The 21,620-nt window shown below is 68.7% G+C and carries 25 protein-coding genes and 1 pseudogene; 15 read left to right on the forward strand and 11 right to left on the reverse strand.

The window, feature by feature from the left end; all coding sequences use genetic code 11:
* The first annotated feature begins 113 nt into the window (after positions 1-113).
* Complete coding sequence (locus tag JWP60_RS21175) at positions 114-1,097, forward strand: LysR substrate-binding domain-containing protein (RefSeq protein WP_299795685.1); 984 nt, start codon at positions 114-116, stop codon at positions 1,095-1,097.
* Positions 1,098-1,246: 149 nt separating this feature from the next.
* Here JWP60_RS21175 and JWP60_RS21180 read toward each other — a convergent pair whose 3' ends face one another.
* Positions 1,247-1,843: a 5-formyltetrahydrofolate cyclo-ligase gene (locus JWP60_RS21180; protein ID WP_299795766.1), complete on the reverse strand. Its 597-nt coding sequence runs from the start codon at positions 1,841-1,843 to the stop codon at positions 1,247-1,249.
* Between the two features lie 108 nt (positions 1,844-1,951).
* Between JWP60_RS21180 and JWP60_RS21185 the strand changes: the two genes are divergently transcribed.
* The 3 genes from JWP60_RS21185 to JWP60_RS21195 all read left to right on the forward strand — a co-directional run bounded on the left by JWP60_RS21185 (position 1,952) and on the right by JWP60_RS21195 (position 6,149).
* Positions 1,952-3,856 (forward strand): lytic transglycosylase domain-containing protein, encoded by a 1,905-nt coding sequence (locus JWP60_RS21185; RefSeq protein WP_299795687.1) that lies wholly within the window; start codon positions 1,952-1,954, stop codon positions 3,854-3,856.
* A 247-nt stretch (positions 3,857-4,103) separates the two neighbouring features.
* A complete protein-coding gene (locus JWP60_RS21190; RefSeq protein ID WP_299795689.1) occupies positions 4,104-4,787 on the forward strand; it encodes a glutathione S-transferase family protein in 684 nt (227 codons plus the stop codon).
* A gap of 117 nt (positions 4,788-4,904) precedes the next feature.
* Positions 4,905-6,149 carry a multifunctional CCA addition/repair protein gene (locus JWP60_RS21195; RefSeq protein WP_299795691.1) on the forward strand — a complete coding sequence of 415 codons (1,245 nt, stop codon included), beginning with the start codon at positions 4,905-4,907 and terminating at the stop codon, positions 6,147-6,149.
* Here JWP60_RS21195 and JWP60_RS21200 read toward each other — a convergent pair.
* From JWP60_RS21200 to JWP60_RS21210, 3 genes are read right to left on the reverse strand one after another with little or no spacing between them, the layout of a single operon-like run.
* Positions 6,122-7,048 (reverse strand): ROK family protein, encoded by a 927-nt coding sequence (locus JWP60_RS21200; protein WP_299795693.1) that lies wholly within the window; start codon positions 7,046-7,048, stop codon positions 6,122-6,124. The genes JWP60_RS21195 and JWP60_RS21200 overlap by 28 nt on opposite strands.
* Before the next feature lie 4 nt (positions 7,049-7,052).
* The gene (locus tag JWP60_RS21205; RefSeq protein ID WP_299795695.1) at positions 7,053-7,247 is read right to left on the reverse strand and encodes a DUF2905 domain-containing protein; all 195 of its coding nucleotides are present in this window, start codon (positions 7,245-7,247) and stop codon (positions 7,053-7,055) included.
* A gap of 34 nt (positions 7,248-7,281) precedes the next feature.
* The gene (locus JWP60_RS21210; RefSeq protein WP_299795697.1) at positions 7,282-8,376 is read right to left on the reverse strand and encodes an SAM-dependent methyltransferase; all 1,095 of its coding nucleotides are present in this window, start codon (positions 8,374-8,376) and stop codon (positions 7,282-7,284) included.
* A 17-nt stretch (positions 8,377-8,393) separates the two neighbouring features.
* Between JWP60_RS21210 and JWP60_RS21215 the strand changes: the two genes are divergently transcribed.
* Genes JWP60_RS21215 through JWP60_RS21225 form a run of 3 tightly spaced genes read left to right on the forward strand, consistent with a single transcriptional unit; the run spans position 8,394 to position 10,063 of the window.
* Positions 8,394-9,149, forward strand: coding sequence for an SDR family oxidoreductase (locus JWP60_RS21215; protein WP_299795699.1), 756 nt, complete (start codon positions 8,394-8,396; stop codon positions 9,147-9,149).
* A gap of 13 nt (positions 9,150-9,162) precedes the next feature.
* Positions 9,163-9,531, forward strand: a complete 369-nt coding sequence (locus JWP60_RS21220) for a dihydroneopterin aldolase (RefSeq protein ID WP_299795701.1) — start codon at positions 9,163-9,165, stop codon at positions 9,529-9,531.
* 25 nt (positions 9,532-9,556) lie between these two features.
* Positions 9,557-10,063 (forward strand): hypothetical protein, encoded by a 507-nt coding sequence (locus JWP60_RS21225; RefSeq protein ID WP_299795703.1) that lies wholly within the window; start codon positions 9,557-9,559, stop codon positions 10,061-10,063.
* A gap of 14 nt (positions 10,064-10,077) precedes the next feature.
* On the opposite strand, the gene JWP60_RS21230 is transcribed toward JWP60_RS21225, so the two are convergent.
* Complete coding sequence (locus tag JWP60_RS21230; protein WP_299795705.1) at positions 10,078-10,935, reverse strand: L,D-transpeptidase family protein; 858 nt, start codon at positions 10,933-10,935, stop codon at positions 10,078-10,080.
* A 186-nt stretch (positions 10,936-11,121) separates the two neighbouring features.
* Here JWP60_RS21230 and ttcA point away from each other — a divergent pair, with 186 nt between their 5' ends.
* The 5 genes and pseudogenes from ttcA to JWP60_RS21255 all read left to right on the forward strand — a co-directional run.
* Positions 11,122-12,042 (forward strand): tRNA 2-thiocytidine(32) synthetase TtcA, encoded by a 921-nt coding sequence (gene ttcA, locus JWP60_RS21235; protein ID WP_299795707.1) that lies wholly within the window; start codon positions 11,122-11,124, stop codon positions 12,040-12,042.
* A gap of 27 nt (positions 12,043-12,069) precedes the next feature.
* Positions 12,070-12,678: a DUF4136 domain-containing protein gene (locus tag JWP60_RS21240; RefSeq protein WP_299795709.1), complete on the forward strand. Its 609-nt coding sequence runs from the start codon at positions 12,070-12,072 to the stop codon at positions 12,676-12,678.
* A 57-nt stretch (positions 12,679-12,735) separates the two neighbouring features.
* A complete protein-coding gene (locus JWP60_RS21245) occupies positions 12,736-13,380 on the forward strand; it encodes a histidine phosphatase family protein (RefSeq protein WP_299795711.1) in 645 nt (214 codons plus the stop codon).
* Positions 13,349-14,542, forward strand: coding sequence for a DSD1 family PLP-dependent enzyme (locus tag JWP60_RS21250; protein ID WP_299795713.1), 1,194 nt, complete (start codon positions 13,349-13,351; stop codon positions 14,540-14,542). Before JWP60_RS21245 ends, JWP60_RS21250 begins: the two co-directional genes overlap by 32 nt.
* A 19-nt stretch (positions 14,543-14,561) precedes the next feature.
* Positions 14,562-15,695: pseudogene (locus tag JWP60_RS21255) on the forward strand (sterol desaturase family protein); the annotation flags it as partial.
* Positions 15,696-15,868: 173 nt separating this feature from the next.
* Here JWP60_RS21255 and ruvB read toward each other — a convergent pair.
* Entirely contained in the window at positions 15,869-16,924 is a 1,056-nt protein-coding gene (ruvB, locus tag JWP60_RS21260; RefSeq protein ID WP_299795715.1) for a Holliday junction branch migration DNA helicase RuvB, read from the reverse strand.
* A gap of 94 nt (positions 16,925-17,018) precedes the next feature.
* Positions 17,019-17,591, reverse strand: coding sequence for a Holliday junction branch migration protein RuvA (gene ruvA / locus JWP60_RS21265; protein ID WP_299795717.1), 573 nt, complete (start codon positions 17,589-17,591; stop codon positions 17,019-17,021).
* Positions 17,592-17,618: 27 nt separating this feature from the next.
* Here ruvA and JWP60_RS21270 point away from each other — a divergent pair, with 27 nt between their 5' ends.
* Together JWP60_RS21270 and ybeY are read left to right on the forward strand one after the other, a co-directional pair.
* Complete coding sequence (locus JWP60_RS21270; RefSeq protein WP_299795719.1) at positions 17,619-18,560, forward strand: PhoH family protein; 942 nt, start codon at positions 17,619-17,621, stop codon at positions 18,558-18,560.
* Positions 18,557-19,006: an rRNA maturation RNase YbeY gene (ybeY, locus tag JWP60_RS21275; protein ID WP_299795721.1), complete on the forward strand. Its 450-nt coding sequence runs from the start codon at positions 18,557-18,559 to the stop codon at positions 19,004-19,006. Before JWP60_RS21270 ends, ybeY begins: the two co-directional genes overlap by 4 nt.
* A 7-nt stretch (positions 19,007-19,013) precedes the next feature.
* On the opposite strand, the gene dtd is transcribed toward ybeY, so the two are convergent.
* Both dtd and JWP60_RS21285 read right to left on the reverse strand, forming a co-directional pair.
* On the reverse strand, positions 19,014-19,463 hold the full coding sequence (gene dtd, locus JWP60_RS21280; RefSeq protein ID WP_299795724.1) for a D-aminoacyl-tRNA deacylase: 450 nt from the start codon (positions 19,461-19,463) through the stop codon (positions 19,014-19,016).
* Positions 19,463-20,380 (reverse strand): cation diffusion facilitator family transporter, encoded by a 918-nt coding sequence (locus JWP60_RS21285; RefSeq protein WP_299795726.1) that lies wholly within the window; start codon positions 20,378-20,380, stop codon positions 19,463-19,465. Before JWP60_RS21285 ends, dtd begins: the two co-directional genes overlap by 1 nt.
* 41 nt (positions 20,381-20,421) lie before the next feature.
* Between JWP60_RS21285 and JWP60_RS21290 the strand changes: the two genes are divergently transcribed.
* Positions 20,422-20,898, forward strand: coding sequence for a hypothetical protein (locus JWP60_RS21290; RefSeq protein ID WP_299795728.1), 477 nt, complete (start codon positions 20,422-20,424; stop codon positions 20,896-20,898).
* Between the two features lie 4 nt (positions 20,899-20,902).
* Here JWP60_RS21290 and JWP60_RS21295 read toward each other — a convergent pair whose 3' ends face one another.
* Positions 20,903-21,310 (reverse strand): PIN domain nuclease, encoded by a 408-nt coding sequence (locus JWP60_RS21295; RefSeq protein WP_299795730.1) that lies wholly within the window; start codon positions 21,308-21,310, stop codon positions 20,903-20,905.
* Complete coding sequence (locus tag JWP60_RS21300; RefSeq protein WP_299795732.1) at positions 21,310-21,600, reverse strand: type II toxin-antitoxin system VapB family antitoxin; 291 nt, start codon at positions 21,598-21,600, stop codon at positions 21,310-21,312. Before JWP60_RS21300 ends, JWP60_RS21295 begins: the two co-directional genes overlap by 1 nt.
* Positions 21,601-21,620: the final 20 nt, after the last annotated feature.

A 21,620-nucleotide genomic window follows, 5' to 3' on the forward strand; every position in this document is an offset into this window, starting at 1 on the left:
TCAGCTCCAGCGATGGCTTTTCGGAATGAGATGATCTTTCACGCCCGCTTGGCGGTCCAATGAAATCCCGCTACCCTTTTGATTCGATAAACGCATCAATCCGGTCACGCGCCATGCAACATTCGCAGACGCACCTGCGCACCCGCCCGATCTCCGCCGGCCACCTGCGCGCCTTCGAGGCCGTGGCCCGCCACCTGAACTTCCGCGCCGCGGCGGAGGAGATGGCGCTCACCCAATCGGCCGTGAGTCGCCAGATCCAGGCCCTCGAGGAAGAAGTGGGGGTGGGCCTGTTCCTGCGCCACACGCGCGCGGTGGAACTCACCAGCGCCGGCGCGCAGTTGCTGATGGCGGTGTCGCAGTCGCTGCCGCGCATCGACGGCGCGGTGCGACAGATCCGGCAGAGCGCCGGGCGGCGCGCGGTCGCCCTCACGACCTTCGCGTCGTTCGCCTCGATGTGGCTGATCCCGCGGCTGGAGCAGTTCCAGCGCGACCACCCCGACATGGACATCCGCATCGACGCCAGCGACAACAAGCTCGATCTCGAGATCTCCGACGTGGACCTCGCCCTGCGCTACGGGCCGATGGCGACCATGCCGCCCAATGCCATCCGGCTGTTCGGCGAGCAGCTCACGCCGGTCGCCAGCCCCTGGCTGCTCAATGCCGGGCAGGCGCTGGCGAAGCCTTCGGACGTCGCGCAGTTCACGTTGATCGAAGCCGGGGATGCGCACCAGACGCACCTGGAGTGGCTGACGTGGCGGCGCTGGTTCGACGAGCACGGGCTGGCCAAGCTGCAGCCCAAGCGCTGGCTCTATTTCAACTACGCGTACCAGATGGTGCAGGCCGCGCTCGCCGGCCAGGGCGTGGTGCTGGCGCGCCTGCCGCTGGTGGCCGAGAGCCTGGCCAACGGCGACCTGATCGAACCGCTGCCGCGGCTGCGCATGGAGTCACCCATGGCTTACTGGATGATCGTGGGCCCGCGCAGCGCCCAGCGCCCGGAGATCCGCGCCTTCTGCGACTGGCTGCTGGCGCAAAGCAAGATCACTCGCCAGACGATCGGGGAAGTGCCGGATCCGGATACGGTGGATCAGATGGATTGACGGGGGAGGTCACTCGGGGGTGTTCGGATGTTCGGATGGCATCCGGGGTGTTCGGATGTCATCCCGGGCCTGACCCGGGATCCATGCTGCGATCGTGCCAGCGCCGTCGTGGATTGCGGGTCAAGCCCGCAACGACACGGTGGCGCCTCTCACCCCCCCAACCCCATCGGCCACGCCACCCCCAACTCATTGAGAATCGCATCCAGCGCAATGTCGTGCGTCTCCGCCTCCAGATCCGGCAGGAAGCCGGCCGCGAACCCCAGCCCCACCGTGTACGGTTTCGGCTGCAGCTGGGCCAGCGTGCGGTCGTAGAAACCACCACCGTAGCCCAGCCGGAAGCCGCCCATGCTGTAGCCCACGCAGGGCACGAACAGCAAGGTGGGGACGATCACCTCGGTGTCCTTGGGTTTCGGGATACCGAACGCATCTTCCTCCATCGGGCAGCCCGGGAACCATGCATGGAATTTCAGCGTCTGATTCACCTTGTCCACCACCGGCAGCCCGATGCGGCGCAGTTGCGGCTCGTCCAGCAGCTCTCCGTCCTCCTTCCAGCGATGCAGCGCCGGCAGCGGATCGAACTCGCCCTTGATCGGCCAGTACGCGCCGATGGCCGTGTCCGGACGTCCCACCAGCCAGATGCGCATCACCTGCTGCAGCAGGTCGCCCCGGCGTGCGCGGTCCGGCATGTTCAACCTCTGGGCGATCAGCCGCTGGCGCAGAGCCCTTTTTTCTTCCGACCTGTCCATAATTTCCCGATGAAGTTGCGATCGATTCTGGCATCCCTGGCCGTCGTCCTCGTGGGCTGCGTGCAGGCCCAGGCCCCGCAGCAAGCCCGCGACGACGTCATCCTGCAGATGCAGCAAGCCTTCCGGCAGGGCGACAAGGCCCGCCTCGCCCAGCTGTTGCCGCAGGCCCAGGGCCACGCGCTCGAGCCCTGGGCCGCGTATTGGGAGTTGCGGGCCCGGCTGGACACGGCCAGCGCCGCCGACATCCAGCAATTCCTCGTGCGCTACGCCGGCACCTACCAGGAAGACCGCATGCGCGACGACTGGCTGCAGCTGCTCGGCCAGCGGCGCGACTGGGAGACCTTCGCGCAGGAATACCCCAAGTACCGCATGCGCGACGACCGCGAGGTCCGCTGCTACGGCTTGCTGGTGCAGGCGCTCAAGGACCCCGCCTCGCTGCCCACGGTGTCCGAGGAAGTGCGCCGCAACTGGCTGGCCCAGCGCGACGTGGACGATGGCTGCACGCTGGCCGCCTCCACGCTGCTGGGCGAAGGCTACGGCAAGCATCGACTGACGCAGGCCGATGCCTGGCGCAAGGCCCGCCAGTCCGTTGAAGCCAACAGGCCGCGGGCGGCGGCGGCAGCGCTGCAGATCGTCAAGCCCGAGGCCCTGCCCCTGCTCAACGAGCTGAATTCCAGCCCGGCGAAGTTCCTCACCAGCAAGGCGGCTGCCGTCTCGCGGGTGCGGCGCGAGCTGGTGGGGCTGGCCCTCATCAAGCTGGCCACCAGCGACGTCGAAACGGCGGCCGGCATGCTGGACAACAAATGGGGGCCGCAAATGGCGGCCGAGGAGCGCGACTGGGTCTGGGGCGTGATCGGCCACCAGGCGGCGCAGCGCCTGATGCCGGAGGCCAACGGCTATTTCGCGCACGTGACCGGCGACGCCCACCTCAGCGACGAGCTCCTGGGCTGGAAGGTGCGGGCAGCGCTGCGCGCCCCCAACCGACCCGACTGGCGCAACGTGCAGGAGGCCGTCAACGCGATGAGTGAAGAGGGCCGCGCCGATCCCACCTGGGTGTACTGGAAGGCGCGCGCCCTGCTGGCCGACAACAAGCCCTCGGAAGCGCGCCGGGCCGATGCCGAGAAGCTGCTGCAGTCCATCGCCGCGCCCCGCGGCTTCTACGAGCAGCTTGCCACCGAAGAACTGGGTGGCAAGATCGTGGTTCCGGCCAGGCCCGCGCCCCTGACCGACGCCGAGAAGAAGGCGGCGCGCCAGGACGCCGGCCTCAATCGTGCCCTTTATGCGATCTCCATCGGGCTGCGCAGCGAAGGCGTGCGCGAGTGGAACTACACCACCAACCTGCACACCCCGGGCGGCCTGGGCGACCGCGAGCTGCTGGCAGCGGCGCAGTACGCGTGCGAGCGCGAGGTCTGGGACCGCTGCATCAACACCAGCGAGCGCACGAAGAACGAATTCGACGCCGACCAGCGCTACCCGATGCCCTTCCGCGACGCGGTCGTGCGGCGGGCGGGCGAGATCAAGCTGGACCCGGCGTACGTGTACGGGCTGATCCGGCAGGAAAGCCGTTTCGTCACCAATGCGCAGTCGGGCGTGGGCGCCTCCGGCCTGATGCAGGTGATGCCGGCGACGGCGCGCTGGACGGCCAACAAGCTGGGCATGCGCGGCTTCAATCCCGAGCAGCTGCACGACCGCGACACCAACATCGCCATCGGCACCGGCTACCTCAAGCTCGTGCTGGACGATTTCGGCGGCTCCATGCCCCTGGCCGCGGCCGCCTACAACGCCGGCCCGAGCCGGCCGCGCACCTGGCGCAACGGCCCCCTGCTGGAAGGCGCCGCCTGGGCCGAGAACGTGCCCTTCCAGGAGACGCGCGATTACGTCAAGAAGGTGCTGTCCAACACCACCTTCTATGCGGCGATGCTGACCGGGCAACCGCAGTCGCTGAAGGCGCGGCTCGGAATGATCGGCCCGCGCGACCAGGGGCAGCCGGCGCCCAACGGCGAGCTGCCGTAGCGCCTTGGATGGCATTGCGGGCCTGCTTTGGATGTCAGTGCGGGCTGTTCTGGATGTCATTGCGGGCTTGACCCGCAATCCACGACGGCACCTGCACCACCGCAGCATGGATCCCGGGTCGAGCCCGGGATGACATCCGGACATCCGGACATCCAGCCCCGCGCCTCATCAATCCCTCCGGGTTTTCGCATCAATCGCAAGCCCGGCCGCGACTAGCATCACGGCCTGACACCTACGGAGGCTCACGATGCTCACGCTCTACATCGGCAACAAGAACTACTCGTCCTGGTCCATGCGCCCCTGGGTGCTGATGAAACAGGCGGGCCTGCCTTTCACCGAGCGCATGGTGCGCTTCGATTCCTTCGGCACCGACTCGCACTTCAAGCAGGAGGTGCTGCAGGTCAATCCCGGCGGCCGCGTCCCGGTGCTGGTGGACGAAGGCTTCGCGATCTGGGACTCGCTGGCCATCTGCGAATACCTGGCCGAGAAATTCCCCGAGGCGCCGCTGTGGCCGCGCGAGCGCCAGCAGCGCGCCCGCGCGCGCAGCGTCTGCGCCGAGATGCACTCGGGCTTCGGTGCGCTGCGCAGCCACTGCCCGATGAACATCGAGGCCTCGCTGCCGGAAGTCGGCGCGCGCATCTGGCGCGAACAGCCGCCGGTGCAAGCGGACCTGGAGCGCATCACCACGCTCTGGACCGAGCTGCTGGCTGCCTCGGGTGGACCGATGCTGTTCGGCGAGTTCGGCATCGCGGATGCTTTCTACGCGCCGGTGTGCACGCGCATCCGCACGTATCGCCTGCCGGTGTCCGAGGCGGCCGCGGCCTACGTCGAGCGCGTGCATGCGCTGCCGGCGCTGAAGTCGTGGGTGGATGAGGCACTGGCGGAGCACGACTTCGTGGCGTTTGACGAGCCGTATCGCAAGCAGCGGTAGGTCTCGCGCCGCTGCCCTCGCCCCAACCCTCTCCCCACGGGGAGAGTGATCTTGCTCCCTCTCCCGCTGGCGGGAGAGGGCTGGGGTGAGGGCGCCTCCGGCAGCTAAACTCCCTGCATGCAAACCTTCCGGGTCGGCGGCGCGGTCCGCGATGCACTGCTCGGCTTGCCGGTGAACGACATCGACTGGGTCGTGGTCGGTGCGACCCCCGAAGCGATGATCGCCTCGGGCTACCTGCCGGTGGGCAAGGACTTCCCGGTCTTCCTGCATCCCGAGACGCGCGAGGAATACGCGCTGGCCCGCACCGAGCGCAAGACCGGCCGCGGCTATCACGGCTTTGCCTTCCAGGCCTCGCCCGAAGTGACGCTGGAGCAGGACCTCGCGCGCCGCGACCTCACGGTCAATGCGATGGCGCAGGGCCCCGACGGCACGGTGATCGATCCCTACCAGGGCCAGCGGGACCTGCAAGCCAGAACGCTGCGCCACGTCACCGAGGCCTTCCGCGAAGACCCCGTGCGCATCCTGCGCCTGGCCCGCTTTGCCGCCCGCTTCTTCGATTTCCAAGTCGCGCCGGAAACCATGGAATTGATGCGCGGCATGGTGGCCGAGGGCGAGGCCGACCACCTGGTGCCCGAGCGCGTCTGGCAGGAGCTTGCGCGCGGCCTCATGGAACCGCGGCCTTCCCGGATGTTCGAGGTGCTGCGCGACTGCGGCGCGCTGGTGCGCGTGCTGCCCGAGGTCGATCGGCTCTGGGGCGTGCCGCAGCGCGCCGACTACCACCCCGAGATCGACACCGGCGTGCACAACATGATGGTGCTGGACCTGAGCGCCCGCCTCTCGGCGCCGCTGGCCGTGCGCTTCGCCTGCCTCACGCATGACCTGGGCAAGGGCACGACGCCGCAATCCGTGCTGCCGCGCCACATCGGCCACGAGCAGCGCAGCGCCGACCTGCTCAAGAAAGTCTGCAACCGGCTGCGCGTGCCCAACGACTGCCGCGAACTGGCCGACGTGGTCGCGCGCGAGCACGGCAACATCCATCGCAGCGGCGAGTTCGGCGCTGCCGCCATCGTGCGCTTGCTGGAACGCTGCGACGCCTTCCGCAAGCCGCAGCGCTTCGAGCAGATCCTGCTGGCCTGCGAGTGCGATGCGCGCGGACGGCTCGGCCTGGAGGAGCGACCGTACCCGCAACGCGATCGCCTGCTGGCCGCGCTCACGGCCGCCCGCAGCGTCGACACCGCAACCATCGCCGCGCGCGCCCGCGAGCAGGGCCAGGTCGGCGAGCAGATCGGCGAGCGCATCCAGCACGCCCGCAGCGATGTCGTGGCGCAGCTGCTTCAGACCACCAGGGCCAGCGCGGCGTAGTCGCCCACCCGGTCGCCCAGGCCGGCGGCCACCAGCTCGCAGCCGTTGGTGAGCGCCGGCAGCTTGCCGCGCATGAAGCCCTGCAGCCGCGGCAGCAGGTACTCCTGGTTGTTGCTGAACACGCTGCCACCGATGCTGATGCGCTGCAGGTCGAGGACGACGGTGATGTTGTACAGGGCGCGGCCCATCACGCGGCACAACTCGTCGACCTTCGCGATGGCATCGGCATCGCCGGCGCGCGCGTGCTGCATCAGCGTGGCGGCATCGGCGCCGAAGCGGCGGGCCACCGCATTGCCGGCCACCAGCGCTTCCAGGTCGCCGACGTTGCCGCAGCCGCACAAGGCGTCGTTGTTGTCGCTGACGAACATGTGGCCGCCATGGCCGGCGTTGCCGTTCTTGCCGCGCAGCACGTGCCCGTCGACGCACAGGCCCATGCCGACGCCGGTGCTCCAGGTCACGTAAGCGCAATGCTCGAAGCCCTGCAGCGCGCCCCAGCGCCGCTCGGCCTCGAGGGCGGAGACGGCATCGTTCTCCACTCGCACGCTTTCGGTGAAGCGGTGGCGCAGCGGCGCCTCGAGCGTGGCCGTCATCCAGTCGTTCGGCAGGCCGCGGGCCGGGCCGGCCAGGCCGCCGCAGATGTTGGGGCTGGCCAGTTCGACCAGTCCGGCGTTCAGCATGAAGGGCCCGGCCGAAGAAACGCCCACGCGCTGCACGCGCGAGGGATCGATGCCGACCTCGCGCGCGCTCTCATCCACCATGCGGATCACCTGCTGGGCGAGCGCGTCGTGGCGGCCGGTCTTGGCGGTGGGCTCGCTGCGCTTGCCGACCAGCTCGAGGCCGGCTCCGGTGTTCAGGCTGACCGCGACCTTGGTGCCGCCGATGTCGACGCAGGCTTTCATGGTTTCAGAGGAACTTCGCGATCACCGCCGCGACCATGCTCAGCAGGATGGTGGAGGTGAGGGGGATGAAGATCTCGCGGCCAAACAGCTTGAAGCGGATGTCCCCCGGCAGCTTGCCGAAGCCGAGCTTCTGCAGCGCGGGAGAGAACCAGCTGATCAGCATGAGCGCGAGGAAGACGACGATGATCCAGCGAATCATGGGGTTGGGGTGCTCCGAGTTTGCCCGCAATCGCTCACAGCGTGTGCGTGCGGTCGCCGGTGCGGAAACCCAGCGCGTCCCAGAAGGCGCCGCGGTGAAAGGCGATCACCTTGAACAGCTCGCCCATCTCGTGCTCCGCCACCAGCCGCTGCGCCGCCGCCTGCTCCTGCAGCGACACGGCCTCCATGCGTTCGCCGATGTGGCAGTTGATGAGGAAGCGGCCCTGCGTCGCGTACCCGAGCGTGGCCAGGCCCGCCTCCTGCGCGGCCACCGCGATCCCGGTGAAATCGACATGCGCGGTGATGTCCTTCTCGCCCGGCGCTTCCAGCGGATCGGGGTCCGCCAGGTGGCCGCGATGGCACATCAGCGTGCCCATGTGCCGCTGCGGGTGGTAGTACTCGGCCTCCGGGAAACCGTAGTCGAAGAAGAAGGCGGCACCCGACTGCAGGCGATCGGCCAGCGTGCGCATGAAGGCCTGCGCCTGGTGATGGATCTCGGTCGCATAGTCGTGGCTGCCGGCCGGCTCGACGGGCGGACGCAGGTGCGTCAGCACTTCGGACCAGGCAAGCTGGCCGTCCTTGACCGTGATGCCGCGCTCGTGCCACACCAGCTCCTTGCGCACCAGCAGCTTCACCGGCATGGCATCGAGCACCTCGTTGCCCACCACCACGCCGGTGATGTGCGCCGGCAGCTCGGAGACCCACTGCACGCGCGGCGCGAATTCGGCCAGCGCCTCCTGCTGCCGCGCCCGCAGGCTGGCCGAGAGTTCGACGATCGTGTAGCGCTGCACGCGCTCGCCGAGTTCGCGCAGCAGATCGCGCGCCAGTGCGCCGGAGCCGGCGCCGAACTCCCACAGCTCGTGGGTCTGCGTGTGCTCCAGGGCCTCGCGCAGCTGCGCGGCCAGGCACTGGCCGAACAGCGGACTCATCTCGGGGGCGGTGACGAAGTCGCTGCCCGAGCCCGGCATGGTGCCGAACTTGCGCGACGCATTGGCGTAGTAGCCGAGCCCCGGCGCATAGAGGGCCAGGGCCATGTAGCGGTCGAAGGGCAACCAGCCGCCATTGCGCGCGACCTGTTCGGCGATGAGTCTGTGCAGCGCGCTGGCTACACTGGGTGCATGTGGGTCCACCGTCCGATTGTCCGCCAATGAGCGCCAGCCGCACCGTCCTGGTCACCGGCAGCGCCCGCCGGCTCGGCCGCAGCATCGCGCTGGATCTGGCCGCCGCCGGCTGGCAGGTGGCCGTGCACTACCGCGGATCCGAGGACGAGGCGCGGGCCACGGTGCAAGCGTGCCGGCGCCACGCCGCTGCAGAAGTTTTCCAGGCCGACCTGGCCGACGAAGCGCAGGTGCGCGCGCTGTTGCCGCAGGTGGCCACCCACTTCGGGCAGGTCGATGCGGTCGTCAACAACGCGTCCCGCTTCGAGCACGACGATGCGCGCAGCTTCGGCTTCGACTCCTGCATCGCGCATTTCTTGTCGAACACCGCGGCGCCGGTGCTGCTGGCGCAGGCGCTGGCGGCGCACCTGCAGCAGCGCGGCGGGCACGGTTGCGTGGTCAACCTTCTCGACCAGAAACTGTGGAATCCGAATCCCGACTTCTTCAGCTACACGCTGTCGAAGGCTGCCCTGGAAGCGGCCACCACCTTGCTCGCGCAGGCACTGGCGCCGGCGCTGCGCGTGGTCGGCGTGGCGCCCGGGCTCACGCTCACCAGCCCCATGATTTCGCAGGAGAAGTTCGAGCAGCTGCACACGTTGTCGCCGCTCGGGCGCTCCTCGGCGCCGGAAGACGTGGCGCATGCCGTGCGCTTCGCGCTGGAGAACCCCGCGATCACCGGCACCACGCTGCTGGTGGACGGCGGCCAGCACCTGATGAAGTTCGACCGCGACTTTTCGCTGATGTGATGGAGCCGACGCAATGAGCAAGGCCGGCACCCAGACCCTGACCCTCGAAGGCCTGCGTTTCGACGCCAGCCTGGGCATCCTCGACCACGAGAAGAGCGCGCCGCAGCCGATCCGCGTCGACGCCGAACTCAATCTGGGCACGCAACCGCTGCTGCCCAGCGACGACGACATCACGCACGTGCTGGACTACCGCAAGGTGCGGCGCATCATCATCGAGGAATGCACGGCGGTGCACGTCAACCTGCTGGAGACGCTGATCGGCAAGCTGGCGCACCGGCTGATGCAGCTGCCCGGCGTGCTGGGCGTGCGCGTGCGCATCGCCAAGCTGGAGATCTTCGAGGACTGCGAAGTCGCGATCCGGGTGGAGACCGGCTTGTGGTGAAACTCTCTCGATCAAGGAAAACGCCATGTCCCTGACCCTCGAATCCCTCGCCCGCGATTGCCGCGAGGTGCTGACCGCGAACGACACGCCCGCCGGCCGTGACCAGGTGGCGGCGCTGATCGGCCGGGCGCTGCGCGATCCGGAATTCGTCCGCGGGCAGTTCGCAGGCGACGCGCCGGAACGCAAGGTCCTGTACGAGGACCCGACGCTCGGCTTCTGCATCCTGGCCCACGAATACCGCGGCGCCAAGGAAAGCGGTCCGCACGACCACGGTCCCTCGTGGGCGATCTACGGGCAGGCGGAAGGCGAGACGCTGATGAGCGACTTCGCAGTGGTGGAGGCCGCGGCGCCGGACCGGCGCGGCAAGGTGCGCCGCGTGCGCAGCTACGCGCTGCAGCCCGGCGACGTGCACGTGTACAACGAGGGGGACTTGCATGCGCCGAGTCGGCTCGGCGCGACGCGGTTGATCCGGGTGGAGGGGATGAACATGGACAAGGTGAAGCGGCTGAAGTTCGAGGTGGTGGGGGACTGAACCACCCCCACCGGCTAGCCCACCTTCCGCGTCGTCCCCGCCATCGGCCGTGACTGCGCCAGCTGCGGGTGCGTGACGTCGAGCGAACCGAACACCTGCTGCGGCGGCATCGTTTCCGGCAGCACGTAGATGATCGCGCCCAGCTTGGTGATCGTGGGCTTGAGGACGCTGTCGTAGAACTGCGGTGGCACGTTCACGCAGCCGTTGGAGATGCGGTGCGCGCTGGCGTCGGCGGAGGCGATTCGCTCGGCACGATGTTCCGCGGCCGAGACACTGGCCAGGCGGTGCATCGCCAGCGCCTGCTGGTAGTCGATCCAGAGGACGTCCTCGCCATGCGTGTTCTTGCCGCGCATCGCAAGGAAGCGCCCGGCCGGGGTCGTCTTCTCGTTCTCCTTCAGTTGCGATAGCGCCTTGTCGCCCGAGCCGGGCATGGCCTTGTCGCCGATGGCCTTGCCCACGAGGACCGGCGTGCGGCTTTTCAGCTTGCCCTGCGGGTCGAAGACATAGAGCTGCGCCTGCTTCTTGTCGATCAGCACGAAGGCGCGCTTGCCGTTGTTGTGCGTGACCGAGACCCAGTTGGCGACCTGCACGACGTCCTGCGGCGCGGCCTGCTTGCCGAAGTCCGCGGGCGCGCCAGGCTTGAGCGCCACCGGCTGCGCGGCGGCCACGGCCTTCGTTGCCGGCTTGCCGCCCTTCTTCTCGGCGTGCGCGACCTGCGGCGCTGGCTTCGAGGTGACGGTCTTCCCCGCCTTGTCGGTGTGCTCGGTGCTGGCGCCCGGATGCGCCGGGACCGCGGCAAAGGCAGGAGCGATCAGGACGGCTGCGGCGAAGGCCATCGCGCCTCGCAGCGACGAAATTTTCATCTGGTTCATGGATGCTGAGCCCATCGACGTCGCCGTCGATGGCGCTGTGAATTGCTGACGGACTCCACCGTAAGGCTGCCCGGCCGGGCAGCAGGTGAGCCGATGCGGGCTTTGCCTGTAGGACCGCCGCAACCGGGGAGTCGGAGGGCGCAATTCAGGCCATCCGTAGGCGCCGCGCAATGCGAAAATGGCTGAATGAGTGCCGTCTGGATCCAGCCCGACCCCGCCCCGCAGGAGGCGGACCGCCGCATCGAGCGCGAGAACCACAAGCTCGACAAGCGCCTGTGCCGCCTGGTGGGCCAGGCGATCGGCGACTACAACATGATCGAGGCCGGCGACAAGGTGATGGTCTGCCTCTCGGGCGGCAAGGACAGCTACGCGCTGCTGGACGTGCTGCTCAAGCTGCAGCGGCGTGCGCCGATCGACTTCGAGCTGGTGGCGGTCAACCTCGACCAGAAGCAGCCCGGCTTCCCCGGCCACGTGCTGCCCGAGTACCTGAAGGCACTCGGCGTGCCCTTCCACATCGAGGAGCAGGACACCTACTCGATCGTCAAGGACAAGATCCCCGAGGGCAAGACGATGTGCAGCCTGTGCAGCCGGCTGCGCCGCGGCATCCTGTACCGCGTGGCCGACGAACTGGGTGCCACCAAGATAGCGCTCGGCCACCACCGCGACGACTTGCTGCAGACGCTGTTCCTCAACATGTTCTTCGGCGGCAAGCTCAAGGGCATGCCGCCGAAGCTGGTGTCCGACGACGGTCGCCACATCGTGATCCGGCCGCTTGCGTATGTGCACGAGAAGGATCTGGTGCGCTGGGCCGAGGTGCAGGCTTTCCCGCTGATTCCGTGCACGCTGTGCGGCAGCCAGGAGAACCTGCAGCGCAAGCAGGTGGGCGCCATGCTGCAGGACTGGGAGAAGCGCTTTCCCGGCCGCCTGGACAACATGCTGCACGCCCTGCAGAACGTCGTGCCGTCCCACCTGGCCGACGGAACGCTCTACGATTTCAGGAATCTGACTGCCACCGGCGTGGCCAGCGAACAAGGCGACAAGGCCTTCGACCCCGAGGAGTTTCCGCTCCCCGGCGCGCTGCGCGCCTTGCAGGTGATCAAGCTCTGAGGCGCGGCGCGCCTCACCGGGAGGTGCATGATGCGATCCGCGCGTTTCGTCCTGGTGGTTGCGGCTGCAACCATCGTCCTGTCCGGCTGCGCTTCGACGTACACGCTGGACAACCAGGTCCAGTCCTTTTCGCAGCTGTCGTCGGTGCCGGCGCAGGCGAGCTACCGCTTCGAGCGCTCGCTGTCGCAGCAGGCCGACCCGGCGCAGCAGGCGCTGGAGAACCTGGCCGACCCGTCCCTGTTCCGCGCCGGCTTCCGCCGCGACGATGCAGCGCCGCGCTACGGCGTACAGGTGTCGGCCCGCACGGTGCGCAGTCTCTCGCCTTATGGCGACCCCTGGGGCCCGTGGGGCTGGGGCGGCGGCTGGGGCGTGGGCTTCCACCAACGGCACTTCGGCGCGGCGTTCGGCAGCCCCTGGCCTGGCGGCGATCCCTACTGGTTCCACCGCGAGGTGAGCGTCCTGGTGCGCGAGCTGGCGAGCAACAAGGTGGTGTACGAGACGCACGCGGTCAACGAGGGCCCATGGCTCGACAACCGCAGCGTGCTGCCCGCGATGTTCGACGCGGCCATGCAGGGCTTTCCCACGCCGCCGGCCGGTCCGCGCCGGGTCGATATCCAGGTCGGACGCAGCTCCTGAGGATTTCGAACGAATGAAGGGTTGGTTTCCGGCCGCCGCTTCATACAATGCGGCGATATGGAAGCCACTCGCATCATTGCCGTGCGGCATGGCGAAACGTCCTGGAACGTCGATGCACGCATCCAGGGACAGCTCGACATCCAGCTGAACGACACCGGGCGGTGGCAAGCCCGCTGCGTGGGCCAGGCGCTGGGCGCCGAGCCCCTTGCCGCCGTCTACTCCAGCGACCTCGGGCGCGCGCACGAAACCGCGCGTGCCATCGGCGAGTCCGCGGGCATCCCGGTGGTGGCGCACACCGGCCTGCGCGAGCGCCGCTTCGGCCGCTTCGAAGGCAAGACCTTCGAGGAGATCGCGCAGAACTGGCCGGACCACGCCCTGAACTGGAAGAAGCGCATCCCCGAGTGGGAGCCGCCCGACGGCGGCGAGTCGCTGCTGACCCTGCGCGAGCGCGTCTCGCGCACGGTGGGCGACATGGCCGCGCGCCACTGTGGCCACCAGATCGCCATCGTCGCCCATGGTGGCGTGCTCGATGCGCTGTACCGCATCGCTACCGGGCAGGCAGTGAATTCGCCGCGCACCTGGCAGCTTCCCAACGGCGCCATCAACCGGTTGCTGTGGACGCCCGAGGGCTTCACGCTGGTGGGCTGGTCGGACACGCAGCACCTGGAACATGCTTCACACGACGAAAACACCTCTTTCTGAGGACCTCAAGCGGCTGGTCGGGCAACCGGTCGCCGCCATCGACACCCCCGCCCTCGTGGTCGACCTCGACGCCATGCAGCGCAACCTCAGCCGCATGGCGGAGTTCGCGCGCAAGCACGACATCCGCTGGCGGCCGCACGCCAAGATGCACAAGAGCTCTGCGATCGCCAAGCTGCAGATGCAGGCGGGCGCCGTGGGCGTGTGCGTGCAGAAGACCAGCGAGGCCGAGGCCATGGTGGCCGGCGGCGTGCACGACGTCTACATCAGCAACGAGGTGATCGCGCCGGCCAAGCTGGCGCGGGTGGCGGAACTCGCGCACCAGGTCGCGGCGGAGCGTGGCCAGCTCGCGATCGCGGTGGACAGCCTCGAAGGCATTCGCCGCCTGGCCAACGCGATGAACGACCGTCGCCGCAACGGGCAGGGCGCGATCATCGACGTGTTCATCGAGATCGATATCGGCCAGGGCCGCTGCGGCATCGCGCCCGGGCGGATGGCGGTGGACCTGGCGCACGAGATCCGCAAGCACCCGGCCTTGCGCTTCGCCGGACTGCAGGCGTACCACGGCAAGGCGCAGCACCTGCGCAGGCCGCAGGCGCGCCGCGACACGATTGCCAACGTGGTGCAGGACGTGCAGTTCACCCGCAAGCTGCTGGAAAATGAAGGACTGCACGTGGCGCTGGTCACCGGGGCCGGCACCGGCACCCTCGTGTTCGAGGCGGCCAGCGGCGTCTACGGCGAGCTGCAGGCGGGCTCCTTCCTGTTCATGGACGCCGACTACGCCGCGAACGAGCGCGATCCGGCGCAGCCGCAGTTCGAGCACGCGCTGTTCGTCAAGTCGCAGGTCATGAGCTCCGGCCTGCTGCATGCGGTGTGCGATGCCGGCCACAAGAGCCATGCCATCGACTCGGGCCTGCCCACGGTGCTGACGCTGGAGCCCACCGGCCCGCTCGACTACCTCAATGGCGGCGACGAGCACGGCCTCCTCAAGCCCGCAGACGGCAACCAACGCGTTCCGCACCTCGACGAAACCATCTGGCTGATCCCCGGCCACTGCGATCCCACCGTCAACCTGCACAACCACCTGGTCGGGGTTGTCGGTGGCCTGGAGCACGGCAAGGTCGACAAGATCATCCGGGTTGATGCGAGAGGCGCGCTGACCTGATCTTCCGCAGAATCGGGGCATGCAGCTGTCACCTAGTCAGGTGATCGTCCTCGCGACTCCCGTCTTTCTGCTGCTGATCGCGATCGAGTACGCGTACGGCCGCTGGCGCGGACGCGACACCTATCGCCTGAACGACGCGATCAACAGTATCTCGCTGGGGATGTTGAGCCAGATCTCGGGCGTGCTCACCGGCCTGTTCCGCATCGGCCTCTACGCCGCGGCGTTCGAGCACGCGGCGCTCTGGCGCGACGAGGCCTTCTGGACCTCGCCGGCCGGCTGGTTGCTGGCGCTGGTGGCCTACGACTTCTGCTACTACTGGCTGCATCGCGCCGGCCACGAGGTCGCCGTGTTCTGGGCGGCGCACGTCGTGCACCACCAGAGCCAGGACTACAACTTCTCCACGGCCTTGCGCCAGACCAGTTCCGGCGCGCTGCTCGGATGGATCTTCTACCTGCCGCTGGCGGTGGCCGGCGTGCCGCCGCTGGTATTCGGCGTCGTGGCGCTGATCGACCTGCTGTACCAGTACTGGGTGCACACCGAGCACGTGGGCAGGCTCGGCTGGTTCGACCGCTGGTTCTGCTCGCCTTCCAATCACCGCGTGCACCATGCCGTGAACGACGCCTATCTCGATCGCAACTACGGCGGCATCCTGATCGTGTGGGACCGCCTCTTCGGCAGCTTCCGCGAGGAGGCCGAGCCCTGCGTCTATGGCACGCGCGCGCCCCTGCATAGCTGGGATCCGCTGTGGGCCAACCTCGAGGTCTATGCGGTGCTGGCCCGCGACAGCTGGCACGCGCGCTCCTGGGCCGACAAGTTGCGGGTGTGGGTCAAGCCCCCGGGCTGGCGGCCGGCCGACGTGGCGCGCCGCTTTCCGAAGACCGCGTTCTCGCTGGCGCAGGTGCAGCGCTACCACCCTCCCATGGCGCGGGGCATGGCCTGGTTTGCCGCGATCCAGTTCGCGCTGGTGCTGGCCGGCGTCGCGCTTTTCCTCTGGCATGCCGACCAGGCGCCGCTTTCGCAATCAGGGGTGTGGCTCGCGGTGCTGACCGCCTCGCTGTGGGCCATCGGTGCGGCGATGCAGGGACGCCTCACCGTCCTCGAAGTGCTGCTGGTGGAAGTCGCCGCGCTGGCGACCGCGATCGCGGCAACGGGCTGAATCGAGCCGCACCGCGTGCTCAAGCCGCTGGGCCTGCTGCTCGCGATGGGGTCGCGCACGTCATGCCAGGGCACCGAGCGACCGTTCAAGTGATAGCCGCAGATGCCGCGCGGCCCGATCCGCACGATCCAGGCGCCGGTGAACAGGGGCTTCCCCGGGGCCCCCGCTGCTCACTCAGCGAACAAGCCGCCCTCCGGCCGCGGCGCGGCCACGCCCAGGTGCCGGTACGCCGCCATCGTCGCCACGCGGCCCCGCGGTGTGCGCTGCAGATACCCTTGCTGGATCAGGTAAGGCTCGATCACGTCCTCGATCGTGTCGCGCTCCTCGCCGATCGATGCCGCCACGTTGTCCAGACCGACCGGGCCGCCGTCGAAGCGATGGATCACCGCTTCCAGCAGCTTGCGGTCCATGATGTCCAGGCCCAGCGGATCGACGTCGAGCATGATCAGTGCCTTCTGCGCAATGTCGCAGTCGATGCGGCCGGTGCCCTTGACGTCGGCGTAGTCGCGCACGCGCCGCAGCAGGCGGTTGGCGATGCGGGGCGTGCCGCGCGAGCGGCGCGCGATTTCGGAGGCGCCCTCATCGTCGATCGGCGCCTGCAGCAGGCCGGCGCTGCGATGCACGATGCGCGTGAGTTCCTCCGCCGTATAGAACTCCAGCCGCGCGACGATGCCGAAGCGATCGCGCAGCGGATTGGTCAGCATGCCGGCGCGCGTGGTGGCGCCCACCAGCGTGAAGGGCTGCAGGTCCAGCTTGATCGAGCGGGCCGCGGGGCCCTCGCCGATCATGATGTCGATCTGGTAGTCCTCCAGTGCCGGATAGAGGATCTCCTCCACGATCGGCGAGAGGCGATGGATCTCGTCGATGAACAGGACGTCGTTGCGCTCCAGGTTGGTCAGCAGCGCGGCGAGGTCCTTGGGCTTTTCCAGCACGGGCCCGGAGGTGGAGCGCAGGTTGACGCCCAGCTCGTTGGCGATGATGTGCGACAGCGTCGTCTTGCCCAGGCCCGGCGGCCCGAACAGCAGCACGTGGTCGAGCGCCTCGCCGCGCATCTTGGCCGCGCCGATGAAGATCTCCAGCTGCTCGCGCGTCTTGGCCTGGCCCACGTATTCGCGCAGGCCCTTGGGACGCAGCGCGCGCTCCATGGCTTCTTCGGCCGGCGACACCGGCGCGGCGGAGACGACGCGCTTGGGCGCAGGAACGAAGTCGTCGGTCTGGATCGACATCAGTAAGCCTCCCCCAGGCTCGAGCGCTTCGTGTCCGTCGCCTCTCCCCTGGGCAAGCGAAGGGGGCGAGCGTCTTCGGACGGCCGTGCGGCGCTCATCGCGCGAGCGCCTTCAGCGCCTGCTTGATCCCTTCACTCACGCCCACGTCTTTCGGCAGCGACTTCAACGCCGCCGCTGCTTCCTTGTCGCTGTAGCCCAGCGCCACCAGCGCCTGCAGGATGTCGGCCTGCGCGTCGTCGACCGGGCCGGCGAGGTGGCCGAGGTCGGCGCCGATCTTGCCCTTGAGTTCCAGCAGCAGGCGTTCGGCGGTCTTCTTGCCGATGCCGGGCACCTTGACCAGCCGGCCGGCATCCTGCTGCGTGACGGCCTGCGCGATGTCGGCGACCGTCATGCCGCTCAGGACGGACAGCGCGGTACGCGGGCCGACGCCGGAAATCTTGATCAGCTGGCGAAAGGCCTCGCGCTCGCCGGCGGAGCCGAAGCCGAACAGGATCTGCGCGTCCTCGCGCACGACGAAGTGGGTGAGCAGCGAAATCTTCTCGCCGAGGCCAGGGAGGTTGAAGAACGTGCTCATGGGCACAGCGACCTCGTAGCCGACCCCGTGGCAGTCCACCAGCACCTGCGGTGGGTTCTTCTCCGCCAGCGTCCCCGTCAATTTGCCTATCATTGCAATCCCTCCGGCGGGATTATCAGCTTGATTCTTCGACACACCTTCTCCCCCCTGAACAACACCCGCCTCGGCCACCTGTGCGGGCCCATGGACGAACACCTGAGGACCATGGAGATCGCACTGCAGGTGCGCGTCTCGCATCGCCAGGAACATTTCCGCGTCGAGGGCCCCAAGGCCAAGGCGGAGCGCGCGCTCGAGGCGCTGGAGGCCCTGTACGAAATCGCCGGACGCACGATCTCGCGCGAGAAGGTGCAACTGATGCTGACCGGTGACGTCGCGATGGACCAGGACGAGGACGGCGCCCTCGTGTTGCACACACGCCGCACCGACCTGAAGGCGCGCACGCCGAACCAGACCGTGTACCTGGACAACATCGCCAGCCACGACATCACCTTCGGCATCGGCCCGGCCGGTACCGGCAAGACCTACCTCGCCGTCGCCTGCGCGGTGGATGCGCTGGAGCGCAGCGCGGTGCAGCGGATCGTGCTGACGCGGCCGGCGGTGGAGGCCGGCGAAAAGCTCGGCTTCCTGCCCGGCGACCTGACGCAAAAGGTGGATCCCTACCTGCGCCCGCTGTACGACGCGCTCTATGAACTGATGGGCGTCGAGCGGGTGGCCAAGGCCTTCGAGCGCAACGCGCTGGAGATCGCGCCGCTGGCCTTCATGCGCGGGCGCACGCTGAACAACGCGTTCGTCATCCTCGACGAGGCGCAGAACACGACGCCGGAGCAGATGAAGATGTTCCTCACCCGCATCGGCTTCGGCAGCAAGTGCGTGGTGACGGGCGACATCAGCCAGATCGACCTGCCCAAGGGTGCCCTCTCGGGATTGATCGATGCCGAGCGCGTGCTCAAGCGCGTGAAGGGCATTGCCCACACGCGCTTCATCAGCGCCGACGTCGTGCGGCACCCGCTGGTGGCGCGCATCGTCGACGCGTACGACGCCGCGCGCAAGTCCGACGCATGAGCCCTTCGGCTGACGTGTCGCTTCAGTTCGGCACCTTTGCCGAGGCCGCGGCGCATCGGCGCGTGCTCACCGCCGCACGCGTGCGCCAGTGGGTGGGCGTGGCGCTCACGGGCCCGGGCGAAATCGCGGTGCGCATCGTCGGCGCGGACGAAGGGCAGGCCCTGAACCGGCAGTACCGCGGCAAGGACTACCCAACCAACGTCCTGACCTTCGACTACGCGCAGCAACCGGTGGTCTCGGCCGACCTGGTGCTGTGCGCCCCGGTGGTGGAGCGCGAAGCGCAGGAACAGGGCAAGACCCTCGAGGCGCACTACGCGCATCTGCTGGTGCACGGGACCTTGCACGCGCAAGGCTACGACCACGAGGCCGGCGAGCAAGAGGCGCTGGAGATGGAGGCGCTGGAGATTTTGCTGATGGGAGTCCTCGGGTATCCCAACCCGTATTAGGGCCTGTTCACAGGCCCGGGCGCACCACCAGCGGAATCGTCACCGGCCCGTCGTTCACCAGGTGCACCTGCATGTCGGCGCCGAATTCGCCCGTCTGCACCACCGCATGGGCGGCCCGTGCCTGAACGACGAACCACTCGTAGAGCCTGCGTCCTTCCTCCGGCGGCGCCGCGTTGGTGAAGCTGGGGCGGTTGCCGCCGCTCGTGTCGGCCGCCAGCGTGAACTGGCTCACCAGCAGCAGGCCACCGGCCACGTCCTGCACGCTGCGGTTCATCTTGCCGGCCTCGTCGCTGAAGATGCGCAGCTTCAGCAGCTTGGCCAGCAGCTTGTCGGCCTGCGCTTCGCCGTCGCCGCGCTCGGCGCACAGCAACACCAGCAGGCCCGCGCCGATCTCGCCGACGGTGCGGCCCGCCACCACCACCTTGGCCTCGCGCACGCGCTGGATCAGGGCCAGCATCAGACCGGGTCCTCCAGGTCTGCGGTATGCGCCTCCACGTCGCTGGGCAGCAGCTGGATGGTCGCGCGCAGCCCCGGCACGGCGCTCATGAGCGCCTGTTCCACCGAGCCGCGCACCGCCGCCGCCCGGCCGAGCGTCCAGTGCGCGGGCATGTGCATGTGCAGGTCCACGAAGCGCCGGCGGCCCGAGCGTCGGGTGGAGACATGGTCGAAGCGGATCCTGGGGTGCTTGAACTGCGCCAGGGTCTTGTCGATCTCGGCGATCACCTCCGGCTCCAGGGCGCGGTCCATCAGCCCCTCGGAAGAGCGCCACACCAGGTGCACGCCCTCGCGCAGGATGTTGACCGCCACCAGGATGGCCACCACCGGGTCCAGCCACAGCCAGCCGGTGAGCGCGGCCAGGCTCACGCCGACGATCACGCCCACGGAAGTCCAGACGTCGGCGATGAGATGGCGCGCATCGCCTTCCAGCGCGATCGACCGATGCTCGCGCGCGGAGTGCACCATCAGCCATGCGAGGCCTCCGTTGAGGGCGGAGCTCACCACGGACAGCACGAGGCCGATGCCCAGTTGCTCCAGCGGCTGCGGTGCCAGCAGGCGCTTGATGCCGAAGCCGAGGATGCCGGCGGCCGCCACCATGATCATCAGCCCCTCGAAGCCGGCCGAGAAATACTCGGCCTTGTGATGGCCGTAAGGGTGGTCTTCGTCAGCCGGGCGCTGCGCGATCTTCACCATCAGCAGCGCGAAGGCCGCGCTGGCCAGGTTGACGATGGACTCCATCGCATCGGACAGCAGGCCGACCGAGCCGGTGAGCCACCAGGCGAGGAACTTGAGCGCGATCGTGACGGCGGCAACGGCCACCGACCAGCGCAGCAGGACTTGCGGCGCCAGGCGCCGGGCTGCAGGGGCAAGGGTCATGGAGCGATTGTCTCCTGTGTCTTGCGTGCAAGAATCCGCCGATGCGCCTGCTCAGCCGGTATCGCGCGCCTCTTGCGCTGTGGCTCGCCCTCACGGCAGCGGGTTGCGCGTTGCTGGCCCGCGCGGAGCTGGCGCAGTTGCGGGAAGACTTCGAGACCGACGCGCGCATCGCCCATCGCGTGCTGAGCCAGCGGGCCGTGCAGCACGATGCGATCCTCGCCACGCTGGCGTTGTTGCAGCCGCCCGCAGGTACCGCCCCGGCGGAGCAGCGGCTGCCCGCGTTGTATGCGCAAATCCTTTCCGTGCAGCGGCGCGATGGCGGGGCCGCGTGGCCCGATCCCGCCCTCGCTGCGGCGGAGGAACGCTCGCGCGCCGCCGGCCGCCCGGCGCTGGCCGATGCCGACCTGCGCCACGGCCGCTATCGCCTCGTGCTGGCCTCGCGGCCGGCCAGCTTCGCCGCGCAGTTCGACTTGCAGCAGGTCGTGCCATGGAACGAGTGGCCGATGGCCTCGCGCTAGCCGCTCAGTGGAGCCGGCCGGGGTAGATCATCAGCGCCGGCTCCACCTGTGCCAGCGCCAGGAAGTCGCGGTCGTTGTGCACCAGCAGGGCGGCGTTCTCCAGGGCGACGGCGGCGATCAGGCAGCCGTTGGGGCTGCGCATGGTGAACCCCGCCTTGCGGGCGCGGCGATAGAGATCCGCGGCGATCTCGTAGGTAGACAGCTCGCGCGGCTCGAGCAGCAGCATCGCCGAGAGCAGTGCGCGCAGCATCTCGAAGCCGCGGTCGCTGCGGGCGCCCTGCAGCACCTCCTGGTAGATGACGCCGGTGACCGCGATCTCCTCCTGGCCGTCACGGTCGTCGAGGAAACGCGTGGCGTCCGTCTCCACCCGGCGCGAGCGATCTATCCACACGGAGGAGTCCACCAGCAGCATCAGGACTGCTCCGGCGGCTTGGCCTTGCTCGCCTTCTTGCGCGGCGCTGGCTTGTAGGGCGCGCGCGGCTGCTCCACGCGGTACTTGCCGGCCTCCTCGGGCGAGCCGGCCTTGGGATCGTAGGCAGGGTCGATGTCGCCGATGCCGTAGAAGTCGCGAAAGCGTGGCCGCCGGGCGCGGGCCACCATGTCGCGCAGGGCGCGATCGACCACCTCGCGCTTGGTGCGCGCACCAGAGACCTTCATGGCTTCCGCCACGAGGTCTTCATCGATGTCGATGTTGGTGATCATGGCGGTAGATTGTACATGGC

It is taken from the genome of Ramlibacter sp. (assembly GCF_028291745.1).
In the GTDB taxonomy this organism is placed as follows: domain Bacteria; phylum Pseudomonadota; class Gammaproteobacteria; order Burkholderiales; family Burkholderiaceae_C; genus Ramlibacter.